The sequence below is a fragment of the Paraburkholderia sp. BCC1876 genome (assembly GCF_902833695.1).
Classification (GTDB): domain Bacteria; phylum Pseudomonadota; class Gammaproteobacteria; order Burkholderiales; family Burkholderiaceae; genus Paraburkholderia.
Genome location: NZ_CADFGI010000002.1, coordinates 833,865 through 847,903, shown reverse-complemented (window position 1 = coordinate 847,903; position 14,039 = coordinate 833,865). Strand labels below are relative to the sequence as shown.

At 59.6% G+C, this 14,039-nt stretch carries 10 protein-coding genes; 1 reads left to right on the top strand and 9 read right to left on the bottom strand.

All coding sequences use genetic code 11. The features are described 5' to 3' along the window. Positions 1-61: 61 nt before the first annotated feature. The 7 genes from HWY05_RS10240 to HWY05_RS10210 form a co-directional block, all read right to left on the bottom strand. Entirely contained in the window at positions 62-1,753 is a 1,692-nt protein-coding gene (locus HWY05_RS10240) for a hypothetical protein (RefSeq protein ID WP_156126605.1), read from the bottom strand. A 51-nt stretch (positions 1,754-1,804) separates the two neighbouring features. Further along, the gene (rffA, locus tag HWY05_RS10235) at positions 1,805-2,965 is read right to left on the bottom strand and encodes a dTDP-4-amino-4,6-dideoxygalactose transaminase (RefSeq protein WP_035550052.1); all 1,161 of its coding nucleotides are present in this window, start codon (positions 2,963-2,965) and stop codon (positions 1,805-1,807) included. 8 nt (positions 2,966-2,973) lie between these two features. Continuing rightward, the gene (locus HWY05_RS10230) at positions 2,974-3,813 is read right to left on the bottom strand and encodes a class I SAM-dependent methyltransferase (protein ID WP_197070196.1); all 840 of its coding nucleotides are present in this window, start codon (positions 3,811-3,813) and stop codon (positions 2,974-2,976) included. A gap of 29 nt (positions 3,814-3,842) precedes the next feature. Next, positions 3,843-4,244, bottom strand: coding sequence for a GtrA family protein (locus HWY05_RS10225; RefSeq protein ID WP_035550055.1), 402 nt, complete (start codon positions 4,242-4,244; stop codon positions 3,843-3,845). A gap of 7 nt (positions 4,245-4,251) precedes the next feature. Then, positions 4,252-5,106 (bottom strand): formyltransferase family protein, encoded by an 855-nt coding sequence (locus HWY05_RS10220; protein WP_035561770.1) that lies wholly within the window; start codon positions 5,104-5,106, stop codon positions 4,252-4,254. Positions 5,107-5,126: 20 nt separating this feature from the next. Continuing rightward, a complete protein-coding gene (locus HWY05_RS10215; protein ID WP_197070197.1) occupies positions 5,127-6,095 on the bottom strand; it encodes a glycosyltransferase family 2 protein in 969 nt (322 codons plus the stop codon). A gap of 519 nt (positions 6,096-6,614) precedes the next feature. Further along, positions 6,615-9,089 (bottom strand): transglycosylase domain-containing protein, encoded by a 2,475-nt coding sequence (locus HWY05_RS10210; RefSeq protein ID WP_347880805.1) that lies wholly within the window; start codon positions 9,087-9,089, stop codon positions 6,615-6,617. A 303-nt stretch (positions 9,090-9,392) separates the two neighbouring features. Here HWY05_RS10210 and fabV point away from each other — a divergent pair, with 303 nt between their 5' ends. Next, complete coding sequence (gene fabV, locus HWY05_RS10205) at positions 9,393-10,589, top strand: enoyl-ACP reductase FabV (protein WP_035550061.1); 1,197 nt, start codon at positions 9,393-9,395, stop codon at positions 10,587-10,589. An 82-nt stretch (positions 10,590-10,671) separates the two neighbouring features. Here fabV and HWY05_RS10200 read toward each other — a convergent pair whose 3' ends face one another. Beyond that, the gene (locus HWY05_RS10200; RefSeq protein WP_176058222.1) at positions 10,672-11,154 is read right to left on the bottom strand and encodes a hypothetical protein; all 483 of its coding nucleotides are present in this window, start codon (positions 11,152-11,154) and stop codon (positions 10,672-10,674) included. Further along, entirely contained in the window at positions 11,147-13,855 is a 2,709-nt protein-coding gene (locus HWY05_RS10195; RefSeq protein ID WP_176058221.1) for a glycoside hydrolase family 19 protein, read from the bottom strand. The genes HWY05_RS10200 and HWY05_RS10195 overlap by 8 nt, the downstream gene beginning before the upstream one ends. Positions 13,856-14,039: the final 184 nt, after the last annotated feature.

The following is a 14,039-nucleotide window of genomic DNA, read 5'->3' as shown; positions in this document are numbered from 1 at the left end:
CGGCGCGCTGGGGGCGGCCAGCGGATCACCATGCCGTACAGGGTTTGTTATGCCAGTCTGCTCAGTCCAGATGAAGGCAGCAAAGATTGCCCTCGCGGTGAGCATGAGCCAATAAAGTCGGTGACAGCAACCCGCACTGGGCAACGATGTCACGCGCCCCCGCCTCTTTCAACAACTTGATTGTCGCTTCGCCTGGATAGTCCACGCCGAAGGCTTGGTCATTGACGTAGTCGGATTGGAGCGGTTCGCGCAGGCCGTCGAATGCGAAAAAGGTCAGATTGTCGATGACCAGGTGACGGGAAGCGTCGCCCTGGACGTGGCACTGCGCCGCGAACTCGCGAATCTGGTTTCGCTCGCGGCCATAACCGAGCGCCGGGATCGACAGAGGTTGACCCGGCAGCCCGATCTGCGCTGTGCGCTGATTCTCGATCGTTGGGGGCAGCACTTTCGACAGCAGCAGTGCCGCGCTACCCACGAAGAGCAGACTCAACGAAAACAGCGCGGCGATCGTGATGCCTTTAACGATTCGGGCGGGCATCAGCGAGCCGAGTGCCACCAGGGTCGAGACGGCAAGCAGAGCCGCGAGAGGAACCGTCAGCGTGCCGGTATAGAAGTTCCACGATCGATATAAGGCCATGTGCCCGAACAGACCAAGCCACAAGGCCACCATGCAGCAAGCCGCACCGTCCAGCCGGCGCCGCATGAGTTTCAACGCAAAGCCAAGCGGCGGCAGGATCGCGGCAACGCCGAAGATCGCTACGATCACAGCGCGAATGAGCGGGTTGATCCACGTGATCAACGGCATTGCAGCAACGCCCGGTGATGCGGCAAGCCAGGCTGACTGATACTGGTCAGCAAAAATCAGCTGATCGACAATCGCGCCAGGCGCGGTGTGGACATTCACCCAAAGTGCATTGAGGAATCCCAGCGGATCAGAAAGCAACTGACCCGTTGGCGTCACTAGCGATAGCCATTGCGACGAAAACATCGGCGCGCCGGCACATTTTGTCAGCGCGCCGGCGAAAACGAGGCTTTGCCACACCGTCGCCAGCACGAAGCCCGCCACGACAAGTGTCAACGCCCGGCTATGTCGCCAGAAACACAGCACGCACGACGTCAACACGACCGGAAAGAAAAACAGGGTCTTGGGGTGGGTGTAGAAGAAGACCGACACCGCGAGGCAAAACAGGATCGCGCAGGCCAATACCCTCGCGCGACTGGTGCTTCCTGCAAAGCGCGCCGTCAATGCAGGCAGGCACAGGAACAGCGTGAGCAGAACGAGCATGACCTGCTCGCCGCGCGCCATGACCAGTGTCAAAGGCAAGACCCCCAGTCCGCATACCGACGTAACCGCGGCAAGCAACGCCCAGTGCAGATGCTTCGGCTTCGTCAGAACACGGATTGCCCCAGCCGTGAGCACGAGCCAGCACAGGTCGGTAGCCATACCGAGAAGCCGTATGCCGAGCGGCGTCGCGCGTCCATAGATCAGGTCGTAGGCGAACGCTCCCGGGTAAAGCAAAGCGGGAACGCTGCGCAAATAGTCCCGATTGCATTGCGGCAGGAGCGTGTTGTATTTCCAGTCATTCGCGAAAAACATGCCGCGCATCATTTTCGTCGCGGCTTCGTCGCTATAAACGGGGACGAACAGGCCGGCCGCCACGATCAACAGAAACACGGCCAATACAACAATAACCAGAACAGCAAGAGACGGAGAGTGCTGCCTGACCTGAAAATCTGCGGGCTTTGACATCATGAAAATTTATTATCGCTTGCCTGAAATAACACGCGTCCGGTTGGACATCTATTACATGCCGCCGACGTTCTCGATGGCTCGGGCAAGTGCGTCCACAACATGCATTTGCTGGTCGTTCGTCAGGCCGATCCACAATGGCAGGCGGATCAGACGGCTGGCCATGTCGTCCGTTACGGGAAGTGGGCCGTGCGATCGTCCGAGGCGTTGACCGCCCGGCGCCGAATGAAGCGGAACATAGTGAAACACAGCGTGAATGCCCTTAGCCTTCAGCGAACTCAGAACGTGCTGCCGGTCGGCCGCCTTGTCCAGAATCACGTAGTACATATGGCCGTTGTGTGCGCACTCGGAGGGAATAACCGGGCGCCTTAACGCCCCGGCCGTCTCAAGCCGGGAAAGCAACGTGTGATAGTTATCCCAGAGCGCAAGCCGGCGACGCGTGAGATCCGTGGCCTCTTCGAGTTGCGCGCATAGAAACGCCGCAGTCAGTTCGCTCGGCAAGAAAGAAGAACCGATCGACTGCCAGGTGTATTTGTCGACCTCGCCGCGGAAAAAGCGGCTGCGGTCAGTGCCTTTCTCACGAATGATTTCAGCCCGCAGGCGCAAATCTTCACGATTGACAAGCAGAGCCCCGCCTTCACCGCTGATAACGTTCTTTGTCTCGTGAAAACTGTACGCGCCGAGCTGGCCCAGTGCCCCTAACGTCCGACCCTTGTAAGTCGCCATCACGCCTTGAGCAGCGTCTTCGATGACGAAAAGGCCATGGCGTTCGGCAATGGCCAGCAAGGTGTCCATTTCACACGCCACGCCCGCGTAGTGGACCACGGCGATCGCGCGGGTTCGCGGCGTGATCGCCGCCTCGACCAGCCGTTCATCGAGATTGAGTGTGTCCTGTCTGATATCGACAAATACCGGCACCGCACCGCGCAAGGCGAATGCATTGGCCGTCGACACGAACGTGTACGACGGCATGATGATCTCATCGCCGGGTTGCAGGTCCAGCAACAGCGCAGCCATCTCAAGCGCGGCCGTGCATGAGTGGGTGAGCAAGGCCTGCAGCGATCCTGTGCCTTCCTCCAGCATGGTGTGACACCGTTCGGTGAACGGTCCGTCGCCAGCGAGGTGCCCTTGTGAGTGCGCCTGCGTGATGTACGTTAATTCTTTGCCCGTCATGTACGGACGATTGAACGGAATCGCGAATGAAGGAGCAGTCATGATTAATCTCAGCGGTTCTTTTGGGCAACAATCAGCAGGGAGCCACCAAATGGTATGCGCAGGCCCCGCCGTATAAATGCGCTTTCGAGGCTCATTGCGCCTTCAAGAATACCGTTGGTCAAGCGGCCGAGCCGAAGGTCGGCCGTCATGTCGTAATCGGCATCGTCGACGCGGGGACGCCGCCGGGTCAGATACATCAGCGGAAACAGCAGACTGACGAACGACGTCATCAATCGGACGGTGTACCCGGCGTTCTGCAACTTCTGACGCATTTCCGCAGCGCGGTAACGCCTCACGTGGCAAACCTGCTCGTCCTGTTGACTCCACATGAATGGATGCTGTGGGACGGTAATGATCAACTGCCCTTCTGGTGCGAGGGCACGATGCATTTCCGCGAGGACGCGCTCGTCCTCTTCAATGTGTTCGAGCACGTCGAATGCGCCCATCACGTTGAATTCGCCGTCGAACGGAATGTGCCGCGCATCCATTTGATAGAACGAAGCGTGCGGCACGCGCCGGGAAGCAAACGCCAGAGCGTCCGCGTAGATTTCCGTTGCGGAGAATTTCGTGGCCGGAAATGCGTTGGCGAGTCCCGCCAGCACGTAGCCCGTGCCGCAGCCGACCTCGCAGAAGTGCGCGGCGGGCGTCATGTATGGCGACGCGGCCCAGACGATGAGCCGATTGCGCGCCCGGAACCAGAAGTTGCGCTCCTCCACTTCGGCAAGGCGCTCGAAATATTCCGGACGAAAGCCACTAGTCGCATTCGACAGGGTCGGACTCAAAGAAAGAACACCCTCCACCGTAGGCGCGGTTGCTCCGCAAGCGTCGCAATGCCACGCGTCGTTCACGTTGGCGTCCCCACATCTTGGACAAACTTTCATTCCTGTTCCACAAAAGACCGGCTGGATGCCGGGAAGACCCATAGGCGTTGTGCGACAAACATGAAAGCGGCGACCACAACAATCATGACGGCTTGCACGAGTCGATCTGAAACATGATAGCGATCCACGAATATCATCATTGCCACCAGGTTGATGCCGTAGGCGGCGCAATAAGCCGCAAGATAGCGAATGAATGTCGATCCATTCTGCCCGCTGTGCTGGAACGACCATTTCTTGTTAAAGAAGAAGGTTTGACCGATTCCTAGCGCGAACAGGCCGGTCATTGCGACTTTGTGCCCAATACCCATACTCGTGGCCAAGAGATACAGCACATATAGAACGGCGTTGGAGGCGATGCCAACTATCACGAATCTTGCCAGTTGCCTGCTTGTCTGCATGGAACGGCTATCCGAAACGCGTGCGAAAGCGTTCGAGCGGCAGCAACGATGCGCCGGTCTCACCGTCGATCAGTTCAGTCACACGAAGCAGGCCTTCACCGCAAACCACGACGGGACAGGCATCTTCCATCCAGATCACTTTTCCAGCTTCGCGGTTTTCAACCCGAACATCCGGCAATGGTTGCGCGGCGAGTACGCGCGCGGATTCACCGTTGACCAGCGTATGAGCGCCCTTGTAGGGTGAGCCCACCGCATCGACAAAGCGAGCCAACCAGGTCGCCGGGCGCTCCCACTGCATCCAGTAATCTTCGTCGTCTCGCCAGAGACTGAAGCTCGCCAGGCTCTCATCCTGGGGAATCGCTGTAAGCGGGCCACCACCCGCCAATTGCCGCAGCACGCATTCCGCTGTCTCGCGGTAGTTCGCGGCAACGAGATCGACGGCACGGGCGATCGTGCAGGGGTACTGGATGCGCGTACTCGACTGCGCGAGTATCGGCCCCGCGTCGTATTGTTCTGCGCCCTGCAACGCGGTGACGCCGATCTGTTCCTCGCCGTTGATCAGGCAGGATACAAGCGGATTGAATCCACGATAGCGCGGCAACAGCGAATCATGGAAAACAATCAGCCGCTCGGCCGGAAAATCAATCATCCAGCGCCACGAAACGGCCATTGCGAAATCAGTGTCGATCGTGAGCTCGGGCGTGCGTTCGCGCGTGCGCAATCCATATTGCTCGCACAGGCCGGCAATTTCGTCGTGGTAATCGTTGTCCAGTGAAGCGTCCCGGCCGATCACCACGAGTTCGAACAAGGGGTGAAATTGCGCGATGAGATCGGCAAGCAGCGTATAGCCCTTCTTCGTCATCAGGAAGAGTGTGAGCTTTTTCACTTGACCGCGCCCTCTACGCGGTTCGGCGCGACCTGCTCTTCAGAACGGTTCAGTACGCTGGCAATCGCATAGGCGGGCCGACCCATGCTGCGAAAGTGCATGCGAGCCAGATATTCACCGATCATGCCAAGCGCAAACAACTGGGCGCCGGAAAAGATGGCGATGATCGACGCAAGAAACGGGAAACCGGGAACAGTGGTCCGATCGATGAAGTAGCGGGCAAGCACGTAACAGAACAGCACAATTCCGAAGGCGGTGAAACCAAAGCCGACAAAGCTGGCAATCTGCAGCGGCACAGTACTGAAGCCGGTCACCATGTTCATCGCATGGGTGAAGAGCTTGCGAAGGGTGTAGTTGGACACGCCGACAGCGCGCGGATCGTGCCGAACCATGACGTGCGTGAAGCGCGTGGTGCCCCATGTCAGGAGAACGTCGATCGACACGAACGGGCTTTGGTACGCGACGAAAGCGTCCCGCAAACCAGTACGGAACGCACGAAATGCGCTGACGTGGCGCGCGGTCTGCGCGCCCATTGCATTCTGCAGCGCGATTTTGGTGACGATCGACGCCTTGTCGCGCAGAAAACTGTGCTGCTCGCGTTCGGGTGCACCGTAGACGACGTCAAATCCAGCCTCGAGTTGGGCGAGGAGTCGCGGGATTTCCTCTGGAGGATGCTGCAAGTCGTCGTCCAGCGTGACGACCACCGGGTAGTTTGCTGCCCGGATGCCACACAGCAGCGCGTTGTGTTGACCATAATTCCGGCTGAGCCGGATGCCCTTTACCTGCGGATGACTTGCCGCGAGCGCTTCTATTACGGTCCAGGACGTGTCGAGTCCGCCATCTTCCACAAAGATAATTTCATGGCGTTCCGCGGCCCGCTGAAGGACGGGCATCAGCCGCTCGACCAAAGGCTGAAGCGTTGCTGCGGAGCGGTATACGGGGACGACAACGGAAATTCCTTGCATCGAAATCCTGTTTGTAGATTGCCGATTCGATTTTGTTCGAACGTGTGTTCCCTTCGAGATGGGGAACCGGTTAGAGTTCGAGGGCCCGGCGAGCGCACCCGTTTTCTGGTGGGCGACCGTTCAGCAACGGGGCGCGCCTATCGAAGTCTCTGACGTGCTGAAAAACCGGCATTTTGGTCGGGTATTTTACACGGCACGCGAACGGTGCGATCGCACGCCTGACAAAATGCTGAATGGACCTTCGAGGGCGATGTCTAACGGGTCGCAAGAGATCCGCGCGGCCCCCACGGTGGTCTCGGATTGTCCATTTGCCGCCATGCGAGGCGCGGGCGCGTCGCTATGTCGGCCGAGGTCATCACAACGGCCGCCGGCCCGCGACTTTCGGCAACGGAACGGGCAGCGCCCTCGTCTGTTTGGGCCTATAGGTTTGGGTTCATAGTCTTCGCTGTGATGGATCGAGCCGGACGCCACACGCCGCCGGACCCTTGCTCTTGCCACTGAACTGGGCCGGCTCTTCCCTCAAGGTGAAGCATTACCGCCCGTCGGCGCATTCGCCGACGCGCCGCCCGTGTCCGGCGATCCGATATCGTCCGGTGTGGGTGTAGGCGAGGAAGCGGCTTCGCCATTGCCGCGCGCTTCGCCGTCGACCGGTCCGCTCGCCGCCACCGGCGCCGATGCCGATGCAGGCATGCCAAGCAACGGCGGCAACGCGCGCGGCTCGGTCGCCGCAGCGGACGCCGCCGATGCGGAAGATGCCGAAAACGCCGAAGACACCGAAGCCCCTGAAGACGCCGCCGTCGAAGCCCCCGCCACCACCGCCGGCGCCGGCGCCGGCGCCGCACGACGCGTCGTACTGCGCGTCACGACCGGCGCCTCAGGCTTTTCAGGCGACGACAACACCTGCTGGAACCAGTCACGCAAGCGGCCGGTGCGCTCGGCAAACCAGCCCGGCTCCTGCTCCGTCGCGAACTTCACGCGGCTGTCCACCAGCTTCGAGCGCTGCGCGCGCTGGAAGAAATCGCCGACGATCGGCAGCGCGCTATGCGCTCCCTGCCCCCAGTAGTCGCTGCGCAGGGTCACGCGGCTGTCGTTGAAGCCGACCCACGCGCCCGCCACGAGTTGCGGATGAATCAGGATGAACCAGCCGTCCGCGTTGCCCTGCGTCGTGCCCGTCTTGCCCGCGACATCGCCGCGTACGCCGAAGCGGCTGCGAATGCTCGATCCGGTGCCCCGATTCACGACGTCGCGCATGATGTCGATCAGCATGCGGTCCGCGTCGGCGGGCAGTTCCTGTTTCGGCGACACCGGCGCGAACTCGGCCAGCACATCGCCCTTGCGGTTTTCGATGCGCGTGACCATGACCGGCTCCACGTAGCCGCCGAGGTTGGCGATCGTGCCGTAGGCCGAGACCATTTCTTTTAGCGTGACCGGGCTCGTGCCCAGCGCGAGCGACGGCACCGGGTCCAGTTCGCTGTCCCGCACACCCATCGCGCGGGCGAGTCGTGCGACCTTGTTCGGGCCGACCGTTTCCATCAGTTGCGCGGTGATGCGGTTGCGCGAAAACGCCAGACCGTCGCGCAGGCTGATCGCGCGGTCGCTCGGTTCGTCCTCGTCGTTCGGACGCCAGACTTCGCCGCCGGCCAACTGGATTTCGACGGGCTTGTCGACGAACGTGTCGGTCGGCTTCGCGCCCGCTTCGAAGGCTGCCGCATAGACGAACGGCTTGAAAGTCGAACCCGGCTGACGACGTGCCTGCTGCACGTGATCGAACGGGTCCTGGGTGAAGTCGCGGCTGCCGACCCATGCCCTGATCTGGCCGTTGCGCGGGTCCATCGCCAGAAAATCGGCTTGCACGCGCGTCTTGGTTTCGCACAGCGACTGCACGAAGCCGCGGTCGGATGAGACCTGCTTCAATGCGTCCGCGTCGCTCAGGCCCGTGCTTTTCGCGGCCTGATACTCCGGCGTTTCGCGCAGGAAGGTTTGCAACAGATCACGGCCGTTCGAGCAGCCCGAGCGCGTGCCCCACGCCGAATTGGCGATGCCCTGCAACTGGTTGCCCTGCAGCGTCACCGCCTGGGTGGCCATGGTCTGCAGACGCGAATCGATCGTGGTGCGCACGACGAGGCCGTCGGCATAGAGGTTGTAGTCGTTGCGATCGGCCCACGCGGCGAGCCACTTGCGCAGCTGTTGCGCGAAGTGCGGCGCGGGGCCCGGCGGCTCGGTCTGACGCTCGAAATCGATCCGCAACGGCTTGCGCTGCAGCGTCTGAAAGGCGGCGGGCGTCAGCTTGCCGTACTTGACCATTTGACCGAGCACCGTATTGCGCCGCTGCAACGCGCGCTCGGGATTCAGCACCGGGTTGTAGTAGCTGTTGCCCTTGAGCATGCCGGTGAGCGTCGCGCTTTCCAGCACGGTCAGGTCGGACGCCGATTTGTCGAAATAGGTGCGCGCCGCCATCTCGATGCCGTACGCGTTATAGAGGAACGGCACCGTGTTCAGGTAGGTCTCGAGAATCTCGTCCTTGGTGTAGAGCGCCTCGATCTTGAAGGCCGTGATCGCTTCCTTGATCTTGCGGGTCAGCGTCGGCGCGCGGCCGATTTCGTCCGGATACAGATTGCGCGCGAGCTGCTGCGTGATCGTCGAGCCGCCCTGGCGGTCGCCGGAAAACGTATGCAGCGCCGCCGATGCCGTGCGGCGCCAGTCGAGGCCCCAATGCTGGTAGAAGCGGTGATCTTCGGTGGCGATCAGCGCGTTCACCACGTTCGGCGAAATGTCCTTGAGCTTGACCCACTCGCGGTTGGACGGCTTGAATTCGGCCAGCAGCTTGCCGTCCGCCGACAGAATCTGCGCCGGCTGCTCGATCTTGGCCTTGCGAATATCGCCGATGCTGGGCGTGAACGGAATCAGCACCAGCACGTACAGCACCAGCAGCAACGGACTGGCCGCAACGGCCCACGCGAGGCCGCGCCGGGTCGGATGGCGCACATGCCACATGGCCCGCGCGATAGGCGCGTTCACTCGGGTAAGGCCTTTGTCCAAGGCCGCCAGGAGGGGGATGATCAGGCGCGTCAATCTAGCTTACCGTCTGCTGGGAAAGGCGCAATCCTACCAAGACGCCGGGCGGCGGCTGGATTTTTGCGTTTTTTGGGCGGCCGTGCGGCCGGTGGTGGCGCGCTTTGACGTGCTTTGGCTCGCTGTAACCGGCTTTGGATGGCCGGGAACAGCGGTGCACAGACGCCATGCCGGCAAACAATCGCGGCCTACTATAATGTCGGCAATTCCGACAAGAGGTGCTTCATGATCATCAAACCGCGCGTGCGTGGCTTCATCTGTGTTTCGACCCATCCGACCGGCTGCGAAGCCAACGTTCGCGAACAGATCGACTACGTCAAGGCACGCGGCCCCATCGCCAACGGCCCGAAGAAGGTGCTCGTGATCGGCGCATCCACCGGCTACGGCCTCGCCGCCCGCATCAGCGCCGCGTTCGGCGCCGACGCCGCCACGCTCGGCGTGTTCTTCGAGCGCGCCGGCAGCGAAACCAAGGCGGGCACGGCAGGCTGGTACAACACCGCCGCGTTCGAGAAATTCGCCACGGCGCAAGGCCTGTATGCGACGAGTATCAATGGCGACGCGTTCTCCGACGAAGTCAAGCAACGCACGATCGACGTCATCAAGCGCGATCTCGGCCAGGTCGATCTGGTGATCTACAGTCTCGCTGCGCCGAAGCGCAAGCATCCGACGAGCGGCGAAGTGTTCAGCTCCACGCTGAAGCCGATCGGCAAGTCCGTGACGTTCCGCGGCATCGACACCGACAAGGAAGTCATCAAGGAAACGGTCCTCGAACCCGCCACGCAGGCTGAGATCGACGACACCGTCGCGGTGATGGGCGGCGAAGACTGGCAGATGTGGATCGACGCGCTGCTCGAAGCCGGCGTGCTCGCCGACGGCGCGAAGACCACGGCGTTCACCTACCTCGGCGAGAAGATCACGCACGACATCTACTGGAACGGTTCGATTGGCGCGGCCAAGAAAGACCTCGACCAGAAGGTGCTGGGCATTCGCGAAAAGCTCGCGGCCCACGGCGGCGATGCGCGCGTTTCCGTGCTCAAGGCGGTCGTCACGCAGGCCAGTTCCGCGATTCCGATGATGCCGCTGTATCTGTCGCTGCTCTTCAAGGTCATGAAGGAGAAAGGCACGCACGAAGGCTGCATCGAGCAGGTGTATGGCCTTTACAAGGACAGCCTGTACGGCGCGGCGCCGCATCTCGACGATGAAGGCCGTTTGCGCGCGGATTACAAGGAACTCGACGCGGACGTGCAGGCGCGAGTGCAAGCGCTGTGGGGCCAGGTGACGAACGACAATATCTACGAACTCACGGATTTCAGCGGCTATAAGACGGACTTTTTGCGTCTGTTCGGCTTTGAGATCGCGGGCGTGGATTATGAGGCGGATGTGAATCCGGATGTGGCGATTCCGGGGTTGGTGCAGGTTTGATCGGGGCGGGGGTGCGCTGCAATGCTTTGCTTTGTGCTGCGCGGACACCCCCGTTTTGTGGGTTTGCGGATGAATTCATGACTTACTCGAGGTCTATCCCTCTATAGTCCTCTTCACGAAGATTTTCGTATGCGCTCGCATGAATGGATGCATCGTTTGTGCATCGAAAATTCTCGACTCTTCTTCCCTCTTTCTCCGCAATAACACCCGCATTCGTCTCAAGGGACTGGCGAGTCGTTCTATTTCTGTCATAGATATAATACGTATAGCCTTCTCTAGAAAATTTTACGTGTCCTTCTCCGCCGCCAGGATAAGGTCTACTGCTCACAAGAAACTCACCCGCCGAGCCAGATGTTTTTTCCGGATAGGCAAGATAAACTTTATTCCTGGACCTGAACCTGTAAATGAAACTATTTGTGTCTTTCGAATAGCACAGTTCGGCGATTTTGTGGCTATGCATACAGTTAAACGCAACCTCTTCGTTAGGCTGGCAAAATTCACTCGCACGAACGCCATGCAGCAATCCGCCTGACAGGAACAACGAAAGCGCTATTTTTTTAATCATGACCTTGGTTGTCCTGCGGCACGTCAAGCAAAGAAGCGATTCGATTAAATGAATTTTTTCTCTCCGCGTATCCGTTGAGGCCACCATTAACCAATTTTGTGATGGTTGCGACGGTTGAATTCGAGTCGTCGCAGACGGAATTGGCGCGAACATTTTCCCAGTAGAAAAACGCCGTCTCGACCCCGTAGTCAAGACTCGAAAGTACGACGTCTGGATTCGAAACGAAATCCCGTTGGTCATCTGGAAATTTCTGGTTATGGGAATCTTTGAAACGCGTGTAGTTCCGCTTGCCAGTCAATTGGATAATTCCCCGCCCCCTATACTTATAGCCATCGCCAGTCTCCTCGCCCCCGTTATCCATCCTGTTGGCATACACGTAGTTCGCCAGACGCTCCGGCTGATGTGCGTAATGATCAGCCTCCGTCCATAACTTGCCTCTTAATTGGCCGAAGTTGCAGACTACATCTGCCGGCGTTTCATGAAATTTCCCTGCATGGGCGCCACTGGGAGGAGACTTGCATCCAAACTTCTTTTTCATTCCCTTGACGCTATAGCTCAGCCCCTCTTCCAGATTCTTAAAATGACTTTCCACCGCGATCTGGGAGAGAAAATGTGCGATCCGTTTTGGTTTGTCTATTCCATATTTTCGGGCCGATCTGTTCAGGTAAGGCAAGACTTCCCGATGATAGGACTCGGCTGTATCGGGGTCCACGATCCTTAACATTTGCAATGTGATCAGGTCGTCCGCGTCGGCCATGCTGTCGAGGAACGTCAGCGGGTTGAAATGCCAAACGTGCGACGACGCCGGAAAGTCCTCCACCCCCTCGATCTCGTCCCACCAGGAAAGCTGATCGATCCGCTCGAGCTCGTGCTTAAGCCGCTTCGGATCGTTCTTCAGCAGCGCGTCTTTTTCCTTCAGCACGCTCCACCTGGCCGCATCGGACTTCCCTTGCCATTCACTCGGATGTCTCGCAACAACGTGCGCAAGCGCATTGCGTACGACGGGGTTGTGATTCGCCGCGGCAAGTTCATCGGCCGTGATATCGCTGTCCGGATGCTGATCGATGAGCCGGTAGAGTTTCCTGAAAAACTCCGGCACGTTTTCCGGATCCATATAGCCGTTCGCAGTGGCGTTCGTCTCCTCGACCAGCCGGAAACCCAGCTTTGACCAGTCGTATTGCACGACACGTTGAAGACGACTCTCAGGCACCCAGCCTGTCAACACGCCACCTTCTCCGATACCCTCGACCGGAAACCATTTCTTGTGGTGCGCGTCGAGCTTCGCCAGTGAGGGTGTCGTGTCGACCACAACCGGTAAAAGCAGCGGATCTGTGCCGGGCGTAAAAGTACTGACTCCTGAGGCCGATACCTCTTCCCTTGCAGGCGCTCCGTCCGTACCCGCCATCTTGAACTTCCGGCCTTCGGTCAGTCCCGCCGCATTCGCGAAGAAGTCGTTGAATTTCGGATCGCCGGTGAATATCTCAAGATGAACCTGCTGGCGAGTCATCTTGTCGTGATTGCCTTGGCCGGGCGTTTCGTACAGGCCAAGGTGACCGATGGTGTCGCCTGCTTCGATCGGAATTGGGGGATTACAGGTCACGACGTTGAAGAGATCAGGGATCAGCGGGTCGCGCGAAAGATCAGTCCTGCTCGACCTGATCCACACCGTGGCGCCCACGGCAACCGGCCCTGCCTTGCCCGGGCCGAGCGTCAGTATCGTCACCTGCGCGAAGGGCTTCATCTTGTTGCCCTGCTTGAGTAGCTTCTCCTGCTCAATCTTGACGGTCGTGCCCGGTGGCACGGTATGGATGACAGCGCCCGCGACATTCTGAGCGGAGGGCTCGCCTCTGGCGCTGACTTCATGCAACACCGTTCCGGTCGCCTTCCGGTTCGACTTCCAGTACGACGGGCGCTTTCGGATATCGGCACCGGTCGCGGTCTCTAGCTGGACGCCATGAGTTGCGATCCAATAGTGTTGTCCGGCTGTTATCGCTCGAGATGTCGTATTGCCCGACACCTGTACCGCGTTGACCACGACGTAAAGCAGCTTTGTTATCTGATTGCCCGCCGTCGATTGCACTTCATCCAGCACCGACAACTCAGTGCCCGATGGCAACGCAATAGCCGGATTCACCGACGGCACGTCGTGGAGCCCGGAAAGTGATGAAGCAAAGCCCGACACAGACATCGCACCAGAATCCGACGACGTGTCCGCAATCGTCGGACGCCTCTCATACGCGACTGCAGACGTTCCCTGCACCACGACACGCTGTGCATAGCCGCTATATGGCAACAGGTGCATATACAGGCTGTAGAAGACGAGCGTGTTCCGCGGCCCCGGCGATGTTGAACCCGCAGTCGAAGCCTTACGCGGCGACTCATAACGATGCCGCACCAGACAGAACGACGTCGAATACTTCAACGTCTGCGCATCCGTACCCTCACCCCATGTCGACGTCCGGTAGTCGTCGTTCAGCCGGTAGGCCACCACCTCTCCCGTGGCCATCGCGCGGATCGGCCGGGTGTCCGCCAGATACCCGCTGGTGGCGTCGCTGATATGCAGTCCGCCATGCCAGAAGCCGTGAGTACCTAGCAGGTAAAAACCTGCGGTTTCGCCGTTCAGATGGTCGAACAGTTCCTTCGCCGACTTGAACTCGCTGCCGTCTGATCGGGTGATCGGATACTTGAAGCTGAGAGACATTGATTGAAATACTCTGGCTTATACCGGTTTCGAATGAGCGCTCAGTGGCGATCGCCTGTGCTGCCCACGCAGCGTCAGATGACCTCGACTGTGCTTTCGCATGCCCGCTTTCGCAGTTCCCCAAGCAGCACATTCAAAAGATTAAGCCATATTCCTCATACGAAATTGCCTACTTTTCCAAATC